Source organism: Desulforudis sp. DRI-14 (assembly GCF_052618305.1).
Map to the genome: position 1 here is coordinate 99,320 of NZ_JBQXEZ010000002.1, position 24,342 is coordinate 123,661.

Genomic DNA, 24,342 nt, shown 5'->3' on the forward strand with positions numbered 1-24,342 from the left:
GCTAACTCTTCAGTAATGATAGCAGCTCAATCACTTAACTTCCATAACCTGAGTCGTGTACCTTTTGCATCGCACCCCTGGAAGAATGAAGCCCTGCCGTCAGACAGGGCTTTTAAAGCTTAAAGGGCTGACGTTAGCCGTTACTCAAGCTTTTGCGAACGCGTTTCCTTAACCGTGGTCTTGCGCAGTTCTTCACCCATGGTTCCGCGCCAGTGCATGAAGAGGATCAGGTCGACCAGACGGTTGGAAAAGCCCCACTCGTTGTCGTACCAGGCCACGACCTTGACGAAGGTGCCTTCGATCACCATCGTCGACAGCCCGTCAACGATGGATGAGTGCGGGTTGCCGATATAGTCGACCGAAACCAGGGGCAGCTCGTTGTAAGCGAGGATTCCCTGGAGATCGCCGGCGGCCCACTGCCGCAAAGTGTCGTTGAGCTCTTCCTTGGTTGTCGGCCTTTCCAGTTCGGCCACCAGGTCGATGACCGAGACGTCCGGCGTGGGCACCCGGAAGGACAGGCCGGTGATCTTCCCTTCCAGTTCCGGGATGGCCAGGCTGACGTTCTTGGCCGCGCCGGTGGTCGTGGGAATGATGGAAAGGTTCGCCGCCCGCGCCCTCCGGAGATCGCGGTGGGGCAGGTCGAGCAGCCGCTGGTCGTTGGTGTACGAATGCGCCGTGGTCATGAAACCGCGCTTGAACCCGTACTTTTCGTGCAGCACCTTAACAATCGGGGCGAGGGCGTTGGTGGTGCAGGACGCCGCCGAGACGATACGGTGTTTCTCGGGATCGTACTTGTCCTCGTTCACGCCCATGACGATGGTGATGTCCTCGTCGGTGGCGGGGGCGGAGATGAGGACCTTTTTCACGCTGCCGCGCAGGTGCTTTACGGCGTCTTTCGCCTTTGTGAACCGCCCGGTGGCCTCGATGACGTATTCGACCCCGTAATTCTCCCAGGGGATGTTGGCGGGGTCCGGCTCGGCAAGCACCATGACCTCCTGGTCATCCACCCAGAAGCTGCGTTCGGCGGCGCGCACGTCGGCGCCGAAGGTGCCGTGCACCGAGTCGTACTTGAGCAGGTGCGCCAAAGTGGCGGCGTTGGTAAGGTCGTTCACCGCCACGACTTCGATGTCGGGGTGGTTGTGTACGATGCGGTAAAAGTTTCGACCAATACGGCCAAATCCGTTTATGCCAACCTTAATGGCCATTGTTACCCTCCTTGACTGATAAATTCCTTTGCTCTCGAGACACGGGTTTCCGGCATCCGGAGTGCGGTATGCTTGAACAGCAGAGACGCGATTCTTTAAACTCAGCAAATTCCTGGTGGCTATTATACCCGCGTACTTTTTAGATATACTGTTGGACAGGGGCATTATGGAAAAATTGTAACAAAGCTGACCAATAGTGTCAAGATTACCCTATATTCACGGGCTTGGCCGGCTGGAGTGAACTGGTTTGAACAGGAATTACGATAAATGGTTTATGACCCGGGTTAAACAGTGCATTAAGCGCTACGATATGATCCCGCCGCAATCCCATGTGGTTGTGGGCGTTTCCGGCGGCAAGGACTCGACGGCCCTGCTCTGGATCATGGCCGAACTGCAGAAAAGATCGCACCTCTCCTTCACCCTGGAGGCGGTGCACTTAAGCCTCGGCTGGGGCCCGGTCGACGTTCAGCCGCTTCTGGATCTCTGCCGGGAGCTGGAGGTGCCCCTGCACGTCAAGGAATCCCCCATAGCCCGCATCATCAAGCAAAAACCGGAACACAATCCCTGCGCGCTCTGTGCCAAACTCCGCGCGGGGGTGCTCAACGATATGGCCGTCTCGCTGGGAGCACAGCGCGTTGCTCTGGGTCACCATCTGGACGACGTTATCGAGACCTACTTTCTGAACCTGATCTTCACGGGCCAGATGAAGACGTTCATGCCCAACACCAAGCTGTCGCGGAAGGGCTTGAACCTGATCCGGCCGCTTGTTTACCTTCCCGAAGAGGTCGTCGTCAGACTGGGACGCCGGCTGGGGCTGCCCGTCCTGCACAATCCCTGTCCCTACAACGGACATACCAAGCGGGAAGAGATGAAGGGCCTGGTGGAAGACATCGTCCGCAGGTATCCCGACTTCAGGGAGATGTTCCTGAGCGCGCTGGAGAACGTGAGCCTGGAAAACCTGTGGAAGCAAAAACGGTAACATTTACATATTTAACGGGTGAGGTAAGGAGCGATCCCCTGAACGGGGTCGTCAAGCAGTTCCGAGAGTTCGTCGCGCACTTCGAGCAGGCGGTTGTAATCCTCGACGGTCAGGAGACCGTCCCGGCTATGTTCGTAATCCTCGATAGCCTTGCTGACGGGCAGGACGCGGTAATGCCTTTTGCCCGCGACGTGATAGGTGTCGACCCATACGGGGGTATAGCTCGCCGAGACGATGGAAGCGGTCCCGTTCGGGTACTTGAGAATCTTCAAGTGCAGGATGATGCCGCTGTCGGAATACCGCCAGCGCTGGTTGGAAATGAAGTTGCCCAGGGAATAAGCCGCAAAGCACCGCTTTTGGACGCCGGAAAGCTCGACGTTGCGCCAGATCATGGGCTGGACGACGTGGGGGTGACACCCGATGACGGCGTCCACGCCGAGTTTGAAGAGTTTGTCCACCCACTCTTTCTGGAAGGCATCCGCATAACGCTGGTATTCCGTGCCGAAATGCACGCAGGCGATGATCAAATCGGGGTTCTCCCGGCGGAGCCTCTCCAGGTCCCGGGTTACCTGCTCGTCGTTCAACAGCCCTACGCAAAACGGACGTTCAGGGGGCAAGGGCAACTCGTTTGTCGTCACCGTGAAGTTCACGAAGCCGAGCCGAACGCCTTTTACCTCGACAACCAAAGGTTTTTCACGTTCCTCGCCCGTGCGGTAGGTCCCGATGTGGGTGAGGCCGTTCCGGTCGAGACAGTCCAGGGTGGCGACCAGCCCGTCATAGCCCATGTCCATACTGTGATTGTTGGCGGTGGTGACGAGATCGACGCCGAGGTTGGCGACGGCCGGGGCGAAGTCGTCAGGCGTGTTGAAAAGGGGATAGCCCTGGTATCCTTTGGCTTTTCCCGCCAGGCGCGTTTCCAGGTTGGCCACGGTATAATCGGCCCCGGTCAGCAAGGGCCTGACCTTATCAAAGAGATTGTCAAACTCGTATCTGCCCGTCGCGGCGTCATAAGTGGAGTTTACCACCGGCAGGTGCATCAGGAGGTCGCCGATGGCCGCCAGTTCTATTTCGACGGGTGCCGTGTTTGCGGCCTGAAGGGCGGGCGGCTCCTGTCCGGAGCTGGCATCCGGCGAAAGCTGCCGGAAGAAATAGAAGGCACAGGCGGCAAGCAGCCCCGCGATGGTAACACACAAGACTTTTCGTGCAATACTCATGTAGCATCATCCTTTACCGGCAGGTTTAGGATTCGAGCCCCGGCCGCACTATTCCTGCCATGAGGCAGGAACGGCCGCCGGGCGGGGAGAAAAGACAGGAATTGAAGTCCAATTTTAGGGCGCGAAAGGATCGCATGGACAAAATGACGGACGTCTACCTGAAATCGCCGCGGACGGTATCGCCTCCGGGCGAGCGCGAGCTTCTTCTGCGGCGCGCGGCGGATGCCGGCAGCCGCGGGGATTGGCGCGAGATGGAACGCGCGTTGAGGACGGCGGTCGAAGTCGACGAGAATTGCCAGGAAGCCTGGTTTGCGTTGGGAATGCTGGTTCTCCAGCGGGGGGACATGGAAGAGGCCTACGATTTCCTCAGCGAGTATGCGGCCCTGGCCGGTCAAACCAGTGAGAACGAGCAGGTCGAGGTCCTGCTTTATTATCTCGAAAACCTTGCCAACCCGGGCGGGGGAATAGGCGAGGAACTGGAGTCGGAGATGGCGGGACAGTTCCTTGATTACTTTACGCTGGGTTGCGGGACGTCCGATCAGCGGCAGGCCATGCTCGGCGGGCGGACCCTGTGGGAGGCCGTGCACACACCATCCGGCCGGAGGTCGGTGCTGACGCTGCTGAGGCGCAAGAACCTGTTCGCGCGCCTCGCTCTGGAACGCCTGTCGTCAAGCCTGGCGATGCTGTAACGGCGGCGCGTAGAAAACGGGGCAGCGTCCTGGAGGGGAGGCATTGATCGGGGTGCCTGATCGTGAGGCCCTTAATTTACCGGATGAGCTTCTTGTCCTGGGAGCGGCCGTCGAGGTCGGGCTTATCCGGCGTCTCAAAACGGGAAAGACCGGCCTTAGTGCGCTTGCCGGGGAACTTGGACTGGACAGGCGGGCTCTCGACGCCGTCCTCAGCTATTTGTCGTCGCAGGGTTACGTGCAACAGTACGGTGACGTATACAGCCTGACGGACGGCGCCCGCGCCATGTTCTTCAATGAAGAAGACCCGGCATACGTCGGGTTCAGCTTCATGCACGCCTATGCGCGCATAGGGACCTGGCTGGCGCTGCCCGCCGTCTTGAAAGGCGGAACCCCGCCTGAGCGGGAGAGAAACGCCAAAAAACTCGGCTATTTCATGGATGCGATGCGCTCCTATGCGCGCGAGGTGTCTCCCCGGGTGGTGTCCCTTCTGCTCGACGGCTTGGCCGGGATGCGGCCCCGGGTGGTCGACCTCGGAGGCGGGCCGCTCAATTACGCCGTGCCGCTTGCCCGGGCGGGGGCGCGGGTGACGGTGGTTGACACGCCGGACGTCTTGGATTTGATGGCCGACAGGGTTCCCAAAGATGCGGACATCGAACTCTGGCCGGGCGACTTCAACGAGCGGCTGCCGGAAGGGCCTTTCGACATCGCGTTCCTGGGCAACGTTTCGCACATTTACAGCGGCGAGGAGAACCGGGAACTCATCGCCGGGGTCGGCCGCATCGTCGTGCCGGGCGGCCGGATAGCGATTCTCGACTACGTGCGCGGGATAAGCCCGCGGGCGGGATACATGGCCGTAAACATGCTTTTAAGCACCCGGGCCGGGGGGACTTACACCCTGGCCGAGTATACGAGCTGGCTGCGCGCGGCTGGTTTCGCCGTACCCGACGTTCACGACATATCGGGCCGGCAGCTCCTGGTGGCGCGTAAACTGTAGCCGGAGTTGTCTTTTTCGGCTATACTGTTGCATAGATTTTAAGGCAAGGGGAATAAATCTTGGAAATTGTCGCCGGCATCGATATCGGGTCGCTTTCCGCCGAAGCGGTCATTATGGGCGCGAAGGAAATCCTGGGTTACAGCATCGTGCCGACGGGAGCGGACAGCCGCAAGGCGGCTGAAACGGCTTTGGAAAAAGCCCTGGCATCGGCCGGGAGAAGCCGGGACGCAATCCGTTTTGTGGTTGCTACCGGGTACGGCCGCGCCAACGTGCCGTTTGCCGATCTCCAGGTGACCGAAATAACCTGCCACGGGCGCGGGGCGGTGTATCTTTTCCCCGGCGCCCGCACGGTGATCGACATCGGGGGCCAGGATTCCAAGGTGATCCGCCTTGACGAGCGCGGGACCGTGGTCGACTTTGTGATGAACGACAAATGCGCCGCCGGAACGGGCCGTTTTCTGGAAGTGATGGCCCGGGCCCTGGAGACCGAAGTCGAGCGTTTGAGCGAGGTTGCCGCCACGGCCGGCCGTCCGGCCACGATCAGCAGCATGTGTACCGTTTTCGCGGAGTCGGAAGTCGTTTCCCTGATCGGCCAGGGTTCTCCGCGGGACGAGATCGCCAGGGGTTTGCTGGAGTCTGTGGCCGAGCGCACGGCGAGCATGGTGCACAGGGTGGGTCTCGTCCCGGAGGTCGTAATGACGGGCGGGGTGGCGAAAAACAGCGGAGTGGTCAGGGCGCTGGCCAAGCGTCTCGGCACGGTTATCCACGTGCCCGACGAGCCCCAGATCGTGGGCGCTCTCGGCGCTGCACTGGTGGCCGCGGCCAGGGCCGGGGGGTCTTAGCAGACCCTCATCCTGCAAAATGCAGCACCACAGACAATGAAAAATGGTTACAGCAGGTCTGTCTGGGTTATCCCCGACGCTCAGTGCTCCGCTTCGACCGTTCTATGAGGTCGTTGAAAAGCTTCGCCTGCCTTTGAGAAGTGTGAGGCGAGAGGTCAAAGGTTACCCAAGTACGCGTCGAGGCCTTGGCCGTAGCGAACGTTGGGGGTATAAGAATGCGCAGTGAGCCGAGGAACCCGGTACTCAACTCAATCTCTCCGAAGAGCTAGCTACAAGCGAAGAATTCGCTTTAACGAGCTCTCAAGTTGAGTGCTGGGCCGAAGCTTTGAGCAAAGTCGCTTTCGGTGATAAACCCAGACCTGCATATCAAGGACCATTTTTCAGGGTAGACCGTTAAAAAACTACACCCGGCTGAAGAACCAGACCACCATTCCCGCGCCGATGACCAGCTTGATTCCGGTGGCCCCCAGGAAGCCCACCAGCGTTCCGATGCCCGCCCTCAGGGCGCGCGACGGGGCGCCGCCCGCTAGGATTTCCCCGGCGACGGCACCCAGAAAAGGTCCCAGGATGATGCCGAAAGGGCCGAAGACAAAGATCCCGGCCAGGACCCCTATGATGCTCCCCCAGACTGCCGCGGACGAACCGCCGTACTTCTTGACTGCCCATACCCCCGCCGCGTAGTCGGCAAGGTAACTGAGGCCCACCGCCACGGCTTGCCCTACGAAGAAAAGGAGACCCAGGTTTTCGAAGCCGGCCAGGAGCCCGTAAACCAACATGCCGGCGAAGATGATCAGGATCCCCGGCAGCACGGGAAAGACGGTGAAGACAAATCCCGCGATGAAGAACAGGACGGCGAGGACCAGGGCAAAGGTGGTCAAGGGTGTCACCCCCTAAGATCCTTGCGATAATACGGGTGGTTACTATCCAAACAGTAATCCTTACAGTAACCCCTCGTCAATAGGAGTATGCGATGCGCGTAGGTTTGTTGACCCTGGAACTGCACTTCGGCGAAGCCGTTTCGCTTAAAGACAAGCGGCGGGTCGTTAAGAGCCTGATGGCCAGGCTGCGGGCGAAGTTCAACGTCGCCGTGGCCGAGGTGGGACAGCAGAATTCGTGGCAGCGCGCCACCCTCGGCGTGGTCACGGTGTCGAACGACACGTCCCACATCGACCGGAGCCTGGCGGCCGTGGTACGCTACGTCGAGGCGGACAGGACGTTTGACCTGATAGGCATCGAGAGTGAAGTAATCTAACCGAAGGCATATTTTGGAACGTCAAGTCTGCGTAAATTTTCTGTCAATAAAGAAGGGTTTTTCCCTGAAGCGGTGAATATTGCATTTTTTATATAGCCTGAGCGGCTTGCCCAGCATCTCGGGCTTTCTTCACCTGGAAGGGATGTTTTTCTTGGCGGCCCAACTGACTATCGACGGCATGTCGTTACATTTCGGGGGCGTCACAGCCTTAAGCATGATTTACCTCGAGGTTGAGAAAGGCCAGATCACCGCCATCATCGGGCCCAACGGGGCGGGAAAAACCAGCCTCGTCAACTGCATCAGCGGGCTTTACCTCCCCAGCGAGGGGTCCATCGTCTTCGAGGGCCGGGACATCACCAGGATGCCTCCGTACGGGAGGGCCGGGCTCGGCATCAGCCGAACCTTCCAGAACATCGAGCTTTTCAAACACATGACCGTCCTGGAAAACCTTATGCTCGGCCGGCATATCCATATTTCCTACGGGCTCCTGTCCGGCGGCATTTTCTGGGGGCGCGCGCGTCGCGAGGAAGCGCGGCACCGCAGGCGTGTCGAAGAAATCATTGATTTTTTGGAGATCGAACACGTCCGCTCCAAGCCGGTCGGGACGCTGGCATACGGCCTCCAGAAGAGAGTGGAGCTGGGGCGGGCCCTGACCGTAGAGCCCCGACTGTTGCTTCTTGACGAACCCATGGCCGGGATGAATGTCGAGGAAAAAGAGGATATGGCCCGCTTCATCCTTGACATCTCCGAAGAATGGGGCACGACGATGATCCTCATCGAGCACGACATGGGGGTTGTCATGGATATTTCCGACCATATCGCCGTTCTCGATTTCGGGCGCAAGATCGCCGACGGCACGCCCGACGAGATTCAACGCAATCCCCTGGTTATAAGGGCCTACCTGGGCCAGCAGTAGGCCGACGATAAGGAAAAGGTGTTTGCTATGGATCGGGACACCATCCCTAAACTTCTGCTGCAAAATGCCAGACAATATGGCAAAAAGACCGCCCTGCGGGAGAAGGACTTCGGTATCTGGCAGAGCGTAAGCTGGGAAGGATACCTTGAAGAAGTACGCCTCTTCGCTCTCGGCCTGGCCGCCCTGGGTTTCGGGCGCGGCGACAAGCTGGCCGTTATCGGCGACAACCGGCCGGAGTGGATATACGCCGAGCTGGCCGCCCAGTCCCTGGGCGGGGTGGGCGTGGGGGTTTACCAGGACAGTCTGCCTAATGAAATCGCCTACGTTATCGATCATTCCGACGCCAGGCTGATCGTGGTGGAGGACCAGGAACAGGTCGACAAAATGCTCGAGATCAGGGACTCGATGCCTAAGGTTGAGCGGGTCGTCTACTACGATCCGAAGGGCCTGAGGAATTACCAGGACGAACTGCTCCTTTCCTTTACCGCCGTTCAGGAATTGGGGCGGGAATTCGGCCGGTCGCACGACGGCTATTTCGAGCGGGAGGTTGAAAAAGGCCGGGGGCAGGATGTCGCCGTAATCGCCTATACATCGGGCACCACGGGGCAGGCGAAAGGCGCGATGCTGACGCACGCCAACCTCCTCGGCATGGCCAAGAACCTGGCCGAGGTCGACCCCCTGGACGCCAGTGATGAATTCCTTTCTTTTCTGCCGCTGGCCTGGGTCGGGGAGCAGATGATGTCTTTAGCTCTGGCCCTGTGGGTCGGGATGACCGTGAACTTCCCCGAAGAGCCGGAAACAGTTCAGCAGAACCTGAAAGAAATCGGCCCCCACGTGGTTTTTTCCCCGCCGCGGATCTGGGAGGACATGGTCTCCCGGGTGCAGGTCAAAATCGATGATGCCAGCTGGTTCAAGCGTTTTGTTTACCACAGGCTGATGCCGGTCGGGTACCGGATGGCCGACTGCCGTTTCAACAGGAAGAAACCGTCGGTCGCCCTCAGGCTCTCGTATTTCCTGGCCGATTTGGTCCTTTTCAGCGCCATCCGGGACCACCTCGGCCTCGTCCGGTTGAAACGGGCTTATACCGGCGGCGCCGCGCTCGGTCCCGACGTATTTCGCTTCTACCACGCCCTGGGTGTCAACCTCAAACAGATCTACGGCCAGACTGAAATCGCCGGAATCTCGGTCCTGCACCGGGATGACGGGATTAAGTTCCACACGGTCGGTGTTCCCCTTCCCGAGACCGAGATCAGAATCGGCGAGGACGGAGAGATCCTTTCGCGGAGCCCGAGCGTCTTCGTGGGTTATTACAAGAACGAGGAGGCGACGGCCGGCGCTCTCAAGGACGGCTGGTTGCACTCCGGTGATGCCGGTTACCTCGACGAGGACGGGCACCTCGTGGTCATCGACCGCATCAAGGACGTCATGAAGCTGGCGGACGGGACGATCTTTTCTCCCCAGTTCATCGAAAACAAGCTCAAGTTCAGCCCGTTCGTCAAGGAAGCCGTCGTTATCGGCCGCGACCGGCCCTATGTCGTGGCGATGATCAATATCGACATGGCCAACGTGGGCAAATGGGCGGAACGGAAGCAGATCGCCTACACCACTTACGTCGACCTGGCCACCAAGCCCGAGGTTCTTCAACTGATCAACGAAAACGTCCGGGCCGTCAACAATGACCTGCCCGCTGCCGTCAGGATCAGGCGCTTCGTCATCCTGCACAAGGAACTGGATGCGGACGACGAGGAACTGACAAGAACCCGCAAGGTGCGCCGAGGGTTCATCGCCGAAAAATACAGAAGCCTGGTCGATGCCCTCTACAGCAGCCAAGAAGAGATCGAAGTGGAGACCGAGGTTAAGTACCGTGACGGACGCCAGGCGGTGATCAGGACGACCCTCACCGTAGGGGAGCCGGAAGCAATGGGGGTGAAGAACAAATGACCGACTTCCTGCAGTTGATTGTCAGCGGTCTTGTGGTCGGGAGCGTTTATGCCCTCGTCGCGCTTGGCTTTGTTTTAATCTATAAATCCAGTGACGTGATCAACTTCGCCCAGGGGGAGTTTCTGCTCATCGGGGCGTACGTGGCCCTGTCCCTGGTGGCTGTCTACCACGTGCCGCTCCTGCCGGCGATTATCCTGACCCTCCTGGTGTGCATCCTCGTCGGTGTCATCGTGGAGCGGCTGGTCCTGCGGCCTTTTATCGGTGAACCGATCATTTCGGTGATTATGGCCACAATCGGGCTGTCCGCCCTAATGCACGGCATCATCCAGGTCATCTGGGGAACCGACACGCGGGTCTTTCCGCCCCTCTTTCCGGCCGAGCCCGTGCAGCTCGGGGACGTCGTCGTACCCCAGGTTTACCTGTGTTCCCTTGTGCTGGCGGTTGTCCTGTTGGGCATCTTCGGTGCCTTCTTCAAGTATTCCAGCACGGGGATCGTGATGCGCGCCGTTGCCGACGACCAGCCGGCGGCCCTTTCGATGGGGATCAGCGTCAAGCGCGTTTTTGCCATCACGTGGGCCATCGCCGCCGTGGTGGCGGGCATCGGAGGTATCCTGCTGGGGAACATCAACGGCGTCAACCCGTCGCTGTCCCATATCGGATTGAAGGTCCTTCCGGTCGCCATCCTCGGCGGGCTGGACAGCATCCCCGGCGCCATCATCGGCGGCTTTGCCATCGGGCTTATCGAAAGCCTGGCCGGCGGCTACCTTGACCCCGTTTTCGGCGGCGGGGTCAAAGAAGTCGTCCCGTTTGTCGTACTGGTTATCGTTTTGATGATCAGGCCTTACGGTTTGTTCGGCAAGCAGATCATCGAAAGGGTGTAGCCATATGCGTCCGAGAAACCCGTTTGTCATGGACTGCGGTGTCTTTACCACCAGTTATTACGACGACATGGCCGTTCTCTTCGCGCCGGCAGCCAAGCTCAAGGTGCTGGCCATTCTTGCCGCTTTGGCGGCGCTTCCGTTACTGGTCAGCCCGTATTACGTCGGCGTGGCTAACCTGGTGGGCATCGCCGTCATCGGCGCTGTGGGTCTGAACATCCTTACCGGATTTACCGGGCAGATTTCTATCGGCCAGGGCGCTTTTATGGGTGTCGGTGCTTACACGGCGGGAATATTGACGGTGAAACTGGGCCTTTCTTTCTGGGTCGCCCTTCCCGCGGCGGGGATTCTGGCCGCGCTCGTCGGGGCGGTTTTCGGCATTCCTTCGCTGCGCCTCAAGGGGCTCTACCTGGCCATCGCCACTCTGGCGGCCCAGGTCATCATTGAGTTTGTCATCGTCCACTGGACCTCGCTGACCAACGGCACCGACGGGATCGTCCTCAAGCGGCCCAGCCTGTTCGGCCACCCGCTGGACAGCGACGTGTCTTTTTACTACCTGATCCTGCTCCTTTCCGTAGCTGCCGTCGTTTTCGCGACAAACATCTTCAGGACCAAAGTCGGCCGGGCCTTTATGGCGATAAGGGACCGCGACCTGGCCGCGGCGGCCATGGGGATCAACCTTTTTGAGTACAAGGTAAAGGCCTTTGCCTTGAGTTCTTTTTACGCCGGGATCTCCGGCGCCCTGTGGGCCTGCTACATGCAGACGATCAGCCCGGAGCAGTTCACCATCTCCATCTCCATCCTGTACCTGGCGATGATCATTATCGGCGGTTTGGGAAGCATTATGGGATCGATCTACGGGGCCTGCTTCATGACTCTTTTGCCGATTGTCCTGCGTGATGGCGTAATGCCTTTATTCCCCAACATCGGCAACGCCCTCCTTGCGCTCCAGGAAGCGCTTTTCGGCTTGATCATCATCCTTTTTCTGATCTTCGAGCCCGAGGGACTTGCCAAACTGTGGAAAAACATCAAGGACTACTTCAAGCTGTGGCCGTTTTCGTACTAACCCCGTGAAGGTAATTTCTCACGCCGTTTGGTTGAAGGGAGGGGATGGCCTTCCTTACGGAGTTTGACACAACCCGTTCATTCAGAGACAAAAAAAAGCTGTGGAGGTGTGCTTTTGGTGCGTAAACGTATATTGTTTGTTGCGGCGGCGGCGTTGATTGCCCTGCTGGTTGTGACACTCCTCGCGGGCTGCGGGGGAGACGGGGGCAAAGAGCCTAAGGGCGAAGCCACTAAGACGGTGAAGCTTGGCGGGATTATCGACCTGACCGGTCCCACGGGTGACGTCGGAGCCCCTTACGCCGACGGTGTCAAGGCCTACATCGACTATTACAACGCTAAGGGATTGGGCCCCAAAATCGATTACAACTGTATCGATTATGCCTACCAGATTCCGCGCGCTAAGGAAGCCTACGACAAGCTGGTCAAGCAGAACCAGGTTATCGGCATCCTGGGCTGGGGAACGGGCGACACCGACGCCCTGAAGGAGTTTATCGCCCGCGACAAGGTCCCGTACGTTTCGGGGTCGTATTCCGAAAGCCTGACAGACATCAGCAAGTGCCCCTATAACTTCCTGATTGCTGCGAGTTACTCTGATCAGGCCAGAATCGCCTTGAAGTGGGCCAAGGACAACTGGAAGGGCAGCGAGGCGCCCAAAGTGGCTTTCATATTCAACGACACCGCTTTCGGACGCTCCCCCATCGAGGACGCCAAGAAGTATGCGCAGGAAATCGGGTTCAAGGTTGTAGGCGATGAGATCATCGACCTTAAGGCTCTCGACGCTACGAGCCAGATGCTGGACCTGAAGAACAAGGGCGCTGACTTTGCGATCATCCAGGGAACGTCCAACCTGGCGGCCACGACCCTCAAGGACGCCAAGAAGCTGGGAGTTAAGACGCAGTTCATCGGGTTAAACTGGGCTGCCGACGAGAAGGTCATCAAGCTGGCCGGAGATGCGGCTGAAGGTTACGTGGGCGTGATCCCCTTTGCCTTCCCGTACGACGATGCCGCTGGATTGGCTGAAATCAAGGACTACCTTGAGGGCCAGGGCAAGAAAATGGAGGACATCAACCAGAAGTTCGTGCAGGGCTGGGTATCGGCCAAGATTATGCTTGAAGGCGTGAAGAGGGCCGGGGACAACCCGACCGGCGAATCCCTGAAGGCTGCTCTCGAAACCCTCGCTGCTTTCGATACGCAGGGCCTTTCCGCTCCGGTAACTTTCAAGGCCGACAGCCACAGGGGCTCCGAACAGGTGCGGCTCGCCAAGGTGGAGGGCGGCAAATTCGTCTACCTTACCGACTGGATCGGCTATAAGTAAGGGTACAGAAAGGGACTGTGAACGGTGGCGGGGCGGACTGCCCCGCCACAAACGTATTTTGCAGGATACGTATGGCTTGATATTGAATCCTTGTGTGAGAGGTTTGAAGGCTTTGGCATGTTTGCCGGGCGATCACCGGTCTTTTTGGAGGTGGTCTCGGAGTGCTGGTGCTGAACAACGTGGAGGTTGTATATGATCACGTCATTCTCGTGCTCAAGGGGATGTCCCTGACCGTGCCCGAAGGCAGGATCGTGGCCCTTCTGGGGAGCAACGGCGCGGGCAAGACTTCGACGCTGAAAGCGGTGTCTGGCCTTCTCAAATCCGAGAATGGCGAGGTCACCGACGGGACCATCGAGTTCCTCGGCGAGCCGATCAGCGGTCTGGACGCCGAGGCCATTGTCCGCCGGGGCATCTTCCAGGTGATGGAGGGCAGGCACGTCTTCGAGCACCTCACCGTGGAGGAGAACCTTATCGCGGGAGCTTATACCCGGCGCGACAGGGGACGCGTGAGGGCCGACATCGAAAAGGTCTACGGCTATTTCCCCCGGTTGAAGGACCTCCGGCAGCGCACGGCGGGGTACCTTTCGGGCGGGGAGCAGCAGATGCTCGCCATCGGCAGGGCCCTGATGGGCAAACCGAAACTCATGCTCCTTGACGAGCCCTCGCTGGGGCTGGCTCCGCTTCTGGTGCAGGAAATCTTCCGGATCATCAAGCAGATCAACGAGGTCGAAGGAACGACGATCCTCGTGGTGGAGCAGAACGCCAGAGTGGCGCTGTCGATAGCGGACTACGGCTACATCATGGAGAACGGGCGGATTGTGCTCGAGGGGGAGGTCGACCGCCTGATCGACAACGAGGACGTGCAGGAGTTCTACCTCGGGCTGTCCGAGGTCGGAAAAAAGAAGAGTTACCGCGACGTCAAGCACTATAAACGGCGGAAGAGGTGGCTTTCGTAAATGGACTTTGCCGGCTTCATCGATGCGGCTTTCAAAGGTTCCCCGGCCTTGCGGGCGAAGTTTGCGGAGGCGGGAGCGGGGCCTGCCGAGGTGCGCACCCCGGAGGACCTCGTCAAGCTCCCCGTAACCCGCAAGAGCGAGCTAGCGGCGCGGCAAAAGGAGGACGTCCCGTTCGGCGGCTTCCTGACCGTGCCTGTTAAGACGCTGCAGCGCGTTTTCGTTTCGCCCGGCCCGATATACGACCCCCAGGGACCGGGAGAGGATTACTGGGGATGGCAGGAGGCTTTGGCCGCGGCCGGGTTCGGGCCGGGGGATGTCGTACAGAACACCTTTTCTTACCACCTGACCCCTGCCGGGATGATGTTCGACGGGGCTTTGCGCGCCCGGGGCTGCGTCGTCGTTCCCGCCGGCGTGGGTAACAGCGAGCTGCAGCTCCAGGTCATGCGCGACCTGGGGGTCACCGGCTACATCGGGGTGCCGAGTTTCCTCTACGTGCTGCTGAAAAAAGCCGACGAACTGGGGCTAACGTGCCCCGGGGACCTCAAGCTGCAAAAGGCCTGGGTCGCCGCCGAAAAACTCTCCGAGAATTTGCGGGCGCTTCTCGCCGAGCGTTACGGGATCGCCGTCTTCCAGGGCTACGGCACGGCCGACACGGGCTGTGTCGCTTACGAGTGCGAAATGCGCAAAGGTTTTCACGTCGCCTCCAGGGCCGTTCTGGAAATTGTCGACCCGGAGATCGGACAGCCGGTACCCGATGGAGAGGCGGGCGAGGTCGTGGTCACCATCCTCGACCCTGTTTATCCCCTGGTGCGCTTTGGTACCGGCGACCTCGGGATCGCCGCCGCCGGGAGCTGTCCCTGCGGCCGGGCGGGCAAAAGGCTGCTTGGCATTTACGGCCGGACGTCGGACGGGGTCAAGGTGCGGGGTCTTTTCATATACCCGCACCAGGTCGCCGAATTGCAGGCGCGCCTCCGGAACGTCGGACCGTGCCGGGCGGTTGTCACCCAGACCGACTTCCGGGACCGCCTGACGCTGCAAATCGAAACGCCTGACGCGGCGAGGGTCCCGGACTTGAAGGACCGGGCCCGGGCGCTGGCGAAGGAACTGCTGCGCCTGACCGTGGAGGTTGAAACGGTCCGTCCCGGGACCCTGAGCGGCAGTGATAAGCTGATCGTCGACGAAAGGTCCTGGAAATAATACATAGGGCCATAGATGCGTGTATGACTGAAGGGGTGACGGGATGTGCACATTGATTACCACGTCCACCCTGACTTTTCCATTGACGCCTGTCCAAACAGCATAGACGATTACTGTCGCCAGGCGGTATCCATCGGCCTGGCTGAAATTTGTTTTACGCCGCATTTCGAGGCTGACCCCCTAAGGCGACGCGTGGACTGGTACGTGCGGCTGGGCGGTTTAAGGCACCCCATGGACGACTGGTCGTGGCTTGACGCTTACTTTCGCCAGATCGAGGACGCCCGGCGCCGGTATGGAAGCCGGCTCACCGTGCTGGCCGGGGTTGAAATCGGTTACGACTACGGCCTGGAGGAGATCATCAACCGGCTGATCCAGACCTATCCCTTTGACTTCGTCCTGGGCGCGGTCCACTGTCTGGAGCACGTTGCCATTTCCTCGAGCGAGGAGGCGGGAAAGTTTTTCTCCCGCCATTCGCCGCAGGCGGCGGCGGCAGCCTACTTTCAGCGTTTGGTGGAGGCGGTGCGCACGGGCTTCTTCGATGCCGTAGCCCACGTCGACATCTATAAAAGGCACGGCCGTAGGTATTACGGCGGCCTGGTGGACCTCATGCACAGGGAATGGGCGGAAGAACTGTTCCGGGAGGCGGCGCGCCGGAGAATGGCCGTTGAAATCAACACCTCGCCCTGGCGGGCCGGCGAGGAGCACTGCCACCCGAGCCTGGACCTGCTGGCATCAGCCCGCGAGCAGGGAGTTGCTTACTGTACCCTGGGGTCGGACGCGCACAAACTGGACGATCTCGGATTCGGGATAGACAGAGCGAAAGATTTAACAGGTGCTTGGAAGATTTCGATAGCTACTTTCAAGGGACGGCAGGTCAGGGTGTTGGACAAACCTTCCCCCGAGTCGTAGAATAGACGGCAAGGGAGGCGAGGGAATGTCTGGGCAGAATACCAGGCCTATCCGCAAATATCGTGAAGGAAACATTACTTCCGCATTCTCTACCGACCTGCTGCTCCAGGGAATGACCTGTGTACCCAGCATGTTGCTGCGCTATTACAAGCGGATGGGGCTCACCGACACCGAAATGATGCTCCTGGTGCACATTATCCGCCTCCACAGCGAAGAAAAGAATTACACCCCTTCAGCGGAAGAACTGGGGCAGCTGATGGCCGGAGGCAAAGAGCAGGTCGAGCGCGATTTGGCCAGCCTTTCCGAGAAGGGCATGCTCGGGGTTACCGAGTACTACCTTACCGAGCACAAACCCGTTGTCCTGGGTTTTGACCTTGAACCGTTGTATGAGAAGCTTTCCGAACTCTGGGCCCGGAAGAAGGTCCGGGAGCTTGAAGAGCTGAAAGCGGTGCTTGAGTCGAACGGGGCGGGGGAAGACAGGGACTTCGGACGCCTTTGCGGCGAGTTCGCGGAGGAGTTCGGCCGGCCGCTTTCGCCGATAGAGGCTGAGCAGATCGAACACTGGTTGGGGCAGTTCAACGCCGACATCATCCGCGAGGCGTTGCGCCGGGCCGTGCTCATGGGCAAACACAACTTCAAGTATATCGACCGTATTTTGCTGGAATGGGGCAAGAACAACCTCAGGACCGTTGAAGAGGTGGCACGGTATGAGGACGGCTTCCAGAAGCGCAAGCAGAAGAAAGCCACGGCGGCCCGTACCGAACCGAGATCTAAGGAATTGGCCGTTCTGAAAAGCCTTTACTTCTGAGACGGATCATAAACAGCGATTGGTTTCGCCGGGCTGTACCCCCGGCGAGCCTGTTTTCAGAAGGACTTGCTGTGCGGAGGCCTGATCGTGACGCCGGAGTGCAAGATATGTGAGGACCGGGGCATCATTTTCGACGGGAAAGAGGCCAAGCCCTGTGACTGCGTTCGGGAGAGAAACCTTCGCCGCCGGGTTGAGAAAGCAAACCTGCCCCCCAGGTTGCGCGGACATACCTTCGACCGGTTCAGCCTGCGCTATTATTCCAAAATAATAAGGGACGACAGGGGACGCTCGGCTTTTGACCATGCGGCTGACGCTGTTCGGCACGCCAAGGAGTTTGTAGAGGCCTATCTCGTCGGAGAAAGCCGCGAAGGACTTATGTTTTGCGGCGACGTCGGAGCGGGCAAAACCTTTCTGGCCAGTTGTATCGCCAACGCTGTCCTCGAACGGGGCGGAGAGGTTTTATTTCTCGTCGTCCCGGACTTTTTGGATCAAATTCGCGCCACGTACGACGGAAGGGACGAGGTCACTGAGCGGGACCTTATCGAATGCGCCAAAAACGTGCCGTTGCTTATACTGGATGACCTCGGCGCGCACATGTACACGGAGTGGGCGCGCCAGAAAATATATTCTTTACTGAACCACCGCCTGAACTATGAGTTGCCCGTCATCGTCACCACCAACCTGGATCTGGAGGGATTCGCGCAGCACCTTGGATGGCGCACAGCGTCACGGCTGTTCGAGATGTGCCGCATCTACAGGCTCATGCGCGAGATGGACATCCGCATCCGAAAGAAAAGAGACGCATTGGGGGATTAAGGTACCGGGTTTCTTGAGGCAGGCATATGATACCGGCCCATCAACGGAGCGCTTTAAAAGCGGCTCCGTTTTTTATTCAGCTAACGAATAAAATTCAGCCTTTTGGGATAATATCCCAGTATAAGAAGTCTCTAGGATGATGAAAATATCTTCCTGGAAAGGAGGGCAATATGAGGCGCTTCGTTATTGCCGTGCTTTTTGCGGCTGTATTGGCGTTTTGCTGGCAGTCAACGGCTTCGGCAACCGGCGCCGAACACACTTACTATACCATTCGCGAGGGCGATACGCTTTACGAAATAAGCAGGCAATTCAACACTTCTGTCGCCTTGCTGCAGGTTGTGAATGGTATCGAGGGCGACCTGATCTATCCGGGGCAGGTCCTCAAGGTGCCGGTGGGCGGGACGGACGAGGGGTATCGTATCCGTTTTTCGCAAGAAGACGTGATGCTGCTGGCGCGGGCTATCCATGCCGAAGCCAGAGGGGAATCCTTCAGCGGGAAGGTCGCCGTCGGCGCGGTGATCCTCAACCGCATCAACAGCCCGTTCTTCCCCAAGAGCCTTGCGGACGTCATTTTTGAGAAGACCGATGACGTTTACCAGTTTTCGCCGGTTGCTGACGGGTCCATCAATCTGACCCCCGACGAGGAGTCCATACAGGCGGCCATCGCGGCTTTGAAGGGCGAAGATCCCACGAACGGGGCGCTGTTCTTCTACAACCCGGACACCGCGAGCGACAAGTGGATCAGGACCCTGCCGGTGCTGACCAGGATCGGCAACCACGTCTTCGCCACGAAGACGTAAGAAGAACCGAATACTGAGGCGCCTCAACCGAGGCGCCTTATTTTTTTGCCAAAAAAAGGGGAACGGAAGCTAACGGCGAAATGCTATAAAAGAATTGCGGTAAGAGCAGGCTAGTTGATGGAGGCTGCTCGTCTTGGCACGGTTCCCTTCTTTTTCGCTTGCTAGAATATACAAGAGGTGACGCGATTGGCTGATCTGTCGGCCCTCTTTAAGCCCCGGTCCGTAGCCGTTATCGGTGCGTCCAAAGCCAGAGAAAAAATCGGCAACATCATCTTCCGCAACATCATCGGGAGCGGCTACCAAGGGAGCATTTTTCCGATCAATCCTAAGGAAACCGAGATAGAGGGTTACCGGGCGTACCCTGCGATCGGCGACGTTCCTGAAACGGTGGACCTAGCCGTCATCTCTCTTCCGGCCGAACGCGTATTGCCCGTGGTCGAAGCTTGCGGGCAAGCGGAAGTCAAGCACCTCATCGTCATCAGCGCCGGCTTTAAGGAAGTCGGCCACGAGGGCCTGGAAAGAGAGAAGGAAATAGTGAGCATCGCCCGGCGTTACGGGATGCGCATTGTCGGTCCGAACTGCGTGGGCGTCATGGATACCCACACCCCCCTGAACGCCTCCTTCGCCGCCGGGTTTCCCAGGAAGGGAAGCATCGCTTTCATCTCGCAGAGCGGGGCTATGCTGGTGGCCATCCTGGACTGGAGCCTGGCGACGGGCCTTGGGTTTTCACAGTTTATCAGCCTGGGCAACAAGGGCGACTTGACGGAAACCGAATTCATCGCCATGGCGGCGGACGATCCCAACACCAGGGTGATCTTGTGCTACATCGAGGACGTTGCCGGCGGCCGGGAGTTCCTGGACGTCTGCAGTCGCGTCAGCAGGAAGAAACCCATCGTCATCCTGAAGTCCGGGGCCAGCCAGGCGGGTGCCCGGGCCGCGTCGTCCCATACCGGCGCGCTGGCCGGCTCGGATCTCGCTTACGATACGGCTTTTCGCCAGGCGGGCGTCATCCGTGCCCGGAGCATGAGCGAGCTGTTCGATTTGGCCACCGCGTTCGCGACCCAGCCCATACCCAAAAGCAAAAAGGTGGCCATCGTGACCAACGCCGGCGGGCCGGGTATCGTGGCCACCGACCGCGTTGAGCAGGCGGGACTGGAGATGGCCCGCTTCAGCAAGAAAACACTGGAGGCCTTGCGGGCCGAACTGCCCAGGGAGGCCAATATCTACAACCCTGTCGACGTGCTGGGGGACGCGCGGGCGGACCGGTACCGCTTCGCGCTGGAGAAGGTCGTCGAGGACAGGTACGCCGGGAGCACCGTCGTACTGGTTTGTCCCACGGCCACGGCCGAACCGGTAGAGACGGCGAAGGCCATCCTCGACGTCCGGCAGGCCAATCCCGATAAGCCCCTTTTCGCCGTCTACATGGGCGGGGAATCCCTGGAAGAAGGCTGCAGGCTTTTGTCGAACAGCGGTATTCCCTGCTATACGTTTCCGGAGGTGGCCATTGGGGCCGTAAAAGGCCTGGCGCGTTACGCCGAGATCCGGTCCGCGCCGAAGGCCTTGGGCCCCCCGGTTTTTGAAGGGGTGAATCCGCAACGGGTACGGGATGTTTTTACAGCGGTCAGGGCCGACAACCGCGTCGTTTTGCTGGGCAGCGAGGCCGCCGAGGTCGTCCGGGCTTACGGGGTCCCCGCCGCGGCTACGAAGCTGGTCACGCGGGCTGAGGACGCCGTCCGGGCCGCGGAGGAGATCGGGTACCCCGTCGTGCTCAAAGTGGCATCGCCGAAAATAATCCACAAGACCGATATCGGCGGCGTCCGCATCGGCTTAAAGAACGCCGAGGAGGTAACCGACGGCTTCTGGGAAATCATGACGAACGTGCAGCGGGCGCTGCCCAACGTCGTCGTGCACGGCATCGAGGTACAGCAGATGGCGCCGAAAGGCCGCGAAATAATTATCGGGATGACGCGGGACATCACCTTCGGGCCCATGATCGGCTTTGGGCTCGGGGGGATTTACGTTAACCTGCTGAAGGACGTTGCTTTCCGGCTGGTTTACGGGCTGGACAGGCACGAGATTGAGAAAATGATTGCCGAGACCAAGGCTTTTACACTGCTGCGGGGGTATCGCGGGGAGGAACCCGCCGACATCGGCGCCCTGGCCGAGATCGTGGCCAGGGTGGCAAGGCTGGTTACCGATTTCCCGGCGATCACCGAGATGGATATCAACCCGGTCTTCGCCTATTCCAAGGGAGCGACTGCCCTTGATGTCAAAATAACAATTTCGTGAGGTGCGTGGAAGGTGAAAAGCCTGTTTCTCGTCGGACCGCCCGGGAGCGGCAAGACGGCCCTCGCTCTGGGCCTGGCGCTGAAGTTTCGCAAGGAAGGGAAATACGCGGGTTACTTTAAGCCCATCGGCTACGTGCAGAGCGCGGGGGCGAAGAGCGACGCGGACGGAGTGCTGATGGAGCAGGTCCTGGGCCTGAAAGAGGGGATCGAGGTCGTCGTTCCCCAGACGCTCAGCAACTTTTACCTGCTCGCCAGGGACGACGCCGAAGCCATCCGGAAAAGGATCCTGGAAGCCTATAAGATGCTGGTGTCGGTTTACGACCCGGTGATCATCGACGGGGCCAGCCTGCCGTGGGCGGCGGCGAGCTACGGGCTGGATTCGATCAGCCTTGCAGGGGAAATCGGGGCGGAAGTGCTCTGCACGAGCAACGTGCAGCACGACTACGACTTTGACGAGGCCCTCTTCCTGATGCGCTACGCTGCGGCCAACGGCGTCGGCGTGGCCGGCTGCGTCTTCAATAAGGTCCAGCGCCCGCTGCTGGCCAAGGCCGAGGGCGTCTATGCGAACATCCTGAAGGCGTCGGGGTTCCGTTACCTCGGTGCCGTCCCCAGGCGCCCCGAAATCCACGCCCCCACGGTCGCCGAGTTTTACGAGGTGCTGGGCGGCGAGATCTTAACCGGCCAGCAAAACCTGAACCTGCTGGTGGAAGACGTCCTGATCGGGGCCATGACCATCGAAAGCGCCCTGGACGCGCTACGCCGCTCCTTGAATAAAGCGGTGATCATCGGCGGGGACAGGGCGGACTACGCGCTGTCGGCGCTGGAGACGAGTACCTCGGTGCTGATCCTGACCGGAGGGCTTTACCCCAGCATCAGCGTGATCACCAAGGCCGCCGAAAAAGGCGTGCCTGTCATTCTCGTATACTACGACACCTATACCACCATCGAGAAAATCTCGGAGGTGGCCCGGCGGATCCGCCCCGGCGACGAGAAGGCCATCAGGCTGGCCGTCGAAAACATCGAACAGTTCTGCAACTGGAAACTGATTCTTGAAGCGCTGGCGGGTTAAAAAAGGTGCCCGCCGTGGCAACTGTCAGTTGACAGTTGCCAAAGCCTTGCGGACGGGCTGTCCCGGAACCAAGCATCCCATCTCGTATACGGTGGGATGTTTTTGTTTTGTACAAGTGGTTATATTGCTTGCCCCCTCTCATATATATATAGTGTTACTGTCATGCTTTGGAAAAAACTTCATCCCATAGGGATCATCCCGGGGGTGGTGAGTAGAAAGGTTTATGCTTTGGTTTTTGGGCGCACGATTTCTCTAAATTAAAGGGGGGAAAAGCTTCTCATGGATAGGCTTGATATCTTTCGGGATATGGCCGAAAGAACCGGTGGTGACATCTATATCGGCGTTGTCGGCGGCGTGCGCACCGGGAAATCTACCTTTATTAAACGCTTTATGGAGCTGTTCGTTGTCCCCAACATCAAGAACGTCTATGACAAGGACCGGGCACGGGATGAACTACCGCAGAGCGGGTCCGGCCGGACGATTATGACGACGGAACCCAAGTTTGTGCCGAGTGAGGCCGTCGAGATCGTTATCGGCCAGAATTTAAAGCTGAGGGTGCGGATGGTCGACAACGTCGGCTACCGGGTCGAGGGCGCGCTGGGGTACGAAGAGGAAGACGGCGTGCCGCGGATGGTCAACACGCCGTGGTTCGAGGAACCGATTCCCTTCCAGGAAGCGGCGGAGATCGGCACGCGGAAGGTGATCACCGAGCACTCCACGATCGGCATCGTGATGACCACTGACGGAACCATCACCGACATCCCGCGGCAAAACTACGTCGAGGCTGAGGAAAGGGTCATCGAGGAGATGAAGGACATGAAGAAACCCTTCATCGTCGTCCTCAACACCATCAAGCCTCGCGCGACCGAAACCGAGGCGCTGGTTGACGAACTGACCGACAAGTACGCCGTGCCCGTGCTTCCCATGAACGTCGCCGAGCTAAGCCAGGACGATGTCCTCGCCATTATGGAAGAACTCCTCTACGAATTTCCGGTTTCCAAGGTCGAGATCAAGATTCCGGCGTGGGTCCGCGAGCTGGACGCCAAGCACTGGCTTCGCGACCGGTTCGAGCAGGCGGTCCGGGATACCGTCCGGGGCGTGCAGCGTATCCGCGACATCAGCCGGGTGACCGCCAAGCTGAGCGAATACGATTTCGTGGAAGAAGTGCGCGTCACGGAGATGGACCTCGGCGTCGGGTCGGCGGAGATCGAGATCCGGGCCAAGAGCAAGCTTTTCTACGACGTGATCAGCGAACAGACCGGCTTCGCGGTGTCCGGGGACCACGACGTCTTTCGCCTGATGCTCCAGCTGGCCGTGGCGAAACGGGAATACGACAAAGTGGCGCAGGCCTTGCAGGATGTCAAGGAAACCGGTTACGGCATGGTTACTCCGCACCTTAACGAGATGAACCTGGAGGACCCCGAGCTGATCAAGCAGGGAAGCCGCTTCGGGGTGCGTCTCAAGGCCAGCGCTCCTTCGCTGCACATCATCAGGGCCAACATCACGACCGAGATCACGCCCATTATCGGAACGGAAAAGCAATGCGAGGACTTGGTCCGCTTCATCCTGAACGAATTTGAAGAAAATCCCAAGAAAATTTGGGATTCCGAGATTTTCGGCAAGTCCCTCCACGACCTGGTCAGGGAGGGCATCCAGAACAAGCTCCAGCGCATGCCGGAAAACGCGCAGGTCAAGTTGCAGGAGACCCTGCAGCGCATTGTCAACGACGGCAGCGGCGGCCTGATCTGCATTATTATCTAAAGCACTTTGCAAAAAGAATCAAACCAGAAACCCATCTCCGAAGAGATGGGTTTCTATGTTAGGAGCCCGTAATGACCTGCGCTCCGGCTATCACGGATCTCTGCGCAGCCTGCAGTGATCTTTCGACCACTGCAGACCATTACGACTTCCGTGATAACCTTTGCTCGACCAAGATAACTACCTTGTGAGCTACAGGCAATCTCTCGACTGCCTGTAACCCAAACCTGCATAGGTGTTCCGGCAGCCATCTTGGTCTTAGTTCGAACAATAAGTCTCCCTTGTGACCTGTATACAATCCTTCGGACTGTACACAAGCCTGCCGGAAAACTTATTGCTCTTCCCTCCGGCCCATACCGAGCCGTTGCGACCCGGTATGAACCTTTGGCCGATTACTACCGAGCCATTTTGACCCGGTAGTAATCTTGACTCGGCCATTACGAACCCTTGG

At 59.1% G+C, this 24,342-nt stretch carries 22 protein-coding genes; 19 read left to right on the forward strand and 3 right to left on the reverse strand.

Annotated elements, in window-relative coordinates; all coding sequences use genetic code 11:
- Window positions 1–140: 140 nt before the first annotated feature.
- On the reverse strand, window positions 141–1,205 hold the full coding sequence (gap, locus tag ACUM6F_RS02240) for a type I glyceraldehyde-3-phosphate dehydrogenase (protein WP_425621561.1): 1,065 nt from the start codon (window positions 1,203–1,205) through the stop codon (window positions 141–143).
- 247 nt (window positions 1,206–1,452) lie between these two features.
- Here gap and ACUM6F_RS02245 point away from each other — a divergent pair, with 247 nt between their 5' ends.
- Window positions 1,453–2,184: a tRNA lysidine(34) synthetase gene (locus ACUM6F_RS02245; RefSeq protein ID WP_425621562.1), complete on the forward strand. Its 732-nt coding sequence runs from the start codon at window positions 1,453–1,455 to the stop codon at window positions 2,182–2,184.
- Window positions 2,185–2,195: 11 nt separating this feature from the next.
- Here ACUM6F_RS02245 and ACUM6F_RS02250 read toward each other — a convergent pair whose 3' ends face one another.
- A complete protein-coding gene (locus tag ACUM6F_RS02250) occupies window positions 2,196–3,398 on the reverse strand; it encodes a CapA family protein (RefSeq protein ID WP_425621563.1) in 1,203 nt (400 codons plus the stop codon).
- A 101-nt stretch (window positions 3,399–3,499) separates the two neighbouring features.
- Here ACUM6F_RS02250 and ACUM6F_RS02255 point away from each other — a divergent pair, with 101 nt between their 5' ends.
- The 3 genes from ACUM6F_RS02255 to ACUM6F_RS02265 are packed head-to-tail and all read left to right on the forward strand — an operon-like array spanning window position 3,500 to window position 5,923.
- Complete coding sequence (locus ACUM6F_RS02255; protein WP_425621564.1) at window positions 3,500–4,087, forward strand: tetratricopeptide repeat protein; 588 nt, start codon at window positions 3,500–3,502, stop codon at window positions 4,085–4,087.
- 52 nt (window positions 4,088–4,139) lie between these two features.
- Window positions 4,140–5,081, forward strand: coding sequence for a class I SAM-dependent methyltransferase (locus tag ACUM6F_RS02260; protein WP_425622112.1), 942 nt, complete (start codon window positions 4,140–4,142; stop codon window positions 5,079–5,081).
- Window positions 5,082–5,140: 59 nt separating this feature from the next.
- Window positions 5,141–5,923 carry an acyl-CoA dehydratase activase gene (locus ACUM6F_RS02265; RefSeq protein ID WP_445348282.1) on the forward strand — a complete coding sequence of 261 codons (783 nt, stop codon included), beginning with the start codon at window positions 5,141–5,143 and terminating at the stop codon, window positions 5,921–5,923.
- 401 nt (window positions 5,924–6,324) lie between these two features.
- On the opposite strand, the gene ACUM6F_RS02270 is transcribed toward ACUM6F_RS02265, so the two are convergent.
- The gene (locus tag ACUM6F_RS02270) at window positions 6,325–6,801 is read right to left on the reverse strand and encodes a DUF456 domain-containing protein (protein ID WP_426377589.1); all 477 of its coding nucleotides are present in this window, start codon (window positions 6,799–6,801) and stop codon (window positions 6,325–6,327) included.
- A 92-nt stretch (window positions 6,802–6,893) separates the two neighbouring features.
- Between ACUM6F_RS02270 and ACUM6F_RS02275 the strand changes: the two genes are divergently transcribed.
- The 15 genes from ACUM6F_RS02275 (at window position 6,894) to spoIVA (ending at window position 23,894) form a co-directional block, all read left to right on the forward strand.
- Window positions 6,894–7,175, forward strand: a complete 282-nt coding sequence (locus tag ACUM6F_RS02275) for a DUF503 domain-containing protein (protein ID WP_425621567.1) — start codon at window positions 6,894–6,896, stop codon at window positions 7,173–7,175.
- A 79-nt stretch (window positions 7,176–7,254) separates the two neighbouring features.
- Window positions 7,255–8,091, forward strand: a complete 837-nt coding sequence (locus ACUM6F_RS02280; RefSeq protein WP_426377588.1) for an ABC transporter ATP-binding protein — start codon at window positions 7,255–7,257, stop codon at window positions 8,089–8,091.
- 27 nt (window positions 8,092–8,118) lie between these two features.
- The gene (locus tag ACUM6F_RS02285) at window positions 8,119–10,032 is read left to right on the forward strand and encodes a long-chain fatty acid--CoA ligase (RefSeq protein WP_425621568.1); all 1,914 of its coding nucleotides are present in this window, start codon (window positions 8,119–8,121) and stop codon (window positions 10,030–10,032) included.
- On the forward strand, window positions 10,029–10,913 hold the full coding sequence (locus tag ACUM6F_RS02290) for a branched-chain amino acid ABC transporter permease (RefSeq protein WP_425621569.1): 885 nt from the start codon (window positions 10,029–10,031) through the stop codon (window positions 10,911–10,913). The genes ACUM6F_RS02285 and ACUM6F_RS02290 overlap by 4 nt, the downstream gene beginning before the upstream one ends.
- Window positions 10,914–10,917: 4 nt before the next feature.
- Window positions 10,918–11,976, forward strand: coding sequence for a branched-chain amino acid ABC transporter permease (locus ACUM6F_RS02295; protein ID WP_425621570.1), 1,059 nt, complete (start codon window positions 10,918–10,920; stop codon window positions 11,974–11,976).
- Between the two features lie 117 nt (window positions 11,977–12,093).
- Window positions 12,094–13,290, forward strand: a complete 1,197-nt coding sequence (locus tag ACUM6F_RS02300) for an ABC transporter substrate-binding protein (RefSeq protein WP_426377587.1) — start codon at window positions 12,094–12,096, stop codon at window positions 13,288–13,290.
- A gap of 161 nt (window positions 13,291–13,451) precedes the next feature.
- Window positions 13,452–14,246 (forward strand): ABC transporter ATP-binding protein, encoded by a 795-nt coding sequence (locus ACUM6F_RS02305; protein WP_425621572.1) that lies wholly within the window; start codon window positions 13,452–13,454, stop codon window positions 14,244–14,246.
- Window positions 14,247–15,443 (forward strand): phenylacetate--CoA ligase family protein, encoded by a 1,197-nt coding sequence (locus ACUM6F_RS02310; protein WP_425621573.1) that lies wholly within the window; start codon window positions 14,247–14,249, stop codon window positions 15,441–15,443.
- 45 nt (window positions 15,444–15,488) lie between these two features.
- Window positions 15,489–16,352, forward strand: coding sequence for a histidinol-phosphatase (locus ACUM6F_RS02315; protein WP_425621574.1), 864 nt, complete (start codon window positions 15,489–15,491; stop codon window positions 16,350–16,352).
- A gap of 25 nt (window positions 16,353–16,377) precedes the next feature.
- Window positions 16,378–17,160 carry a DnaD domain-containing protein gene (locus tag ACUM6F_RS02320; RefSeq protein WP_425621575.1) on the forward strand — a complete coding sequence of 261 codons (783 nt, stop codon included), beginning with the start codon at window positions 16,378–16,380 and terminating at the stop codon, window positions 17,158–17,160.
- A gap of 87 nt (window positions 17,161–17,247) precedes the next feature.
- Complete coding sequence (locus tag ACUM6F_RS02325; protein ID WP_425621576.1) at window positions 17,248–17,976, forward strand: ATP-binding protein; 729 nt, start codon at window positions 17,248–17,250, stop codon at window positions 17,974–17,976.
- 170 nt (window positions 17,977–18,146) lie between these two features.
- Entirely contained in the window at window positions 18,147–18,776 is a 630-nt protein-coding gene (locus ACUM6F_RS02330) for a cell wall hydrolase (protein ID WP_425621577.1), read from the forward strand.
- A 177-nt stretch (window positions 18,777–18,953) separates the two neighbouring features.
- On the forward strand, window positions 18,954–21,065 hold the full coding sequence (gene acs / locus ACUM6F_RS02335; protein ID WP_426388056.1) for an acetate--CoA ligase alpha subunit: 2,112 nt from the start codon (window positions 18,954–18,956) through the stop codon (window positions 21,063–21,065).
- Window positions 21,066–21,077: 12 nt separating this feature from the next.
- Window positions 21,078–22,133, forward strand: coding sequence for a phosphotransacetylase family protein (locus tag ACUM6F_RS02340; RefSeq protein ID WP_425621579.1), 1,056 nt, complete (start codon window positions 21,078–21,080; stop codon window positions 22,131–22,133).
- A gap of 279 nt (window positions 22,134–22,412) precedes the next feature.
- Window positions 22,413–23,894, forward strand: a complete 1,482-nt coding sequence (spoIVA, locus tag ACUM6F_RS02345; RefSeq protein ID WP_425621580.1) for a stage IV sporulation protein A — start codon at window positions 22,413–22,415, stop codon at window positions 23,892–23,894.
- Window positions 23,895–24,342 lie beyond the last annotated feature (448 nt).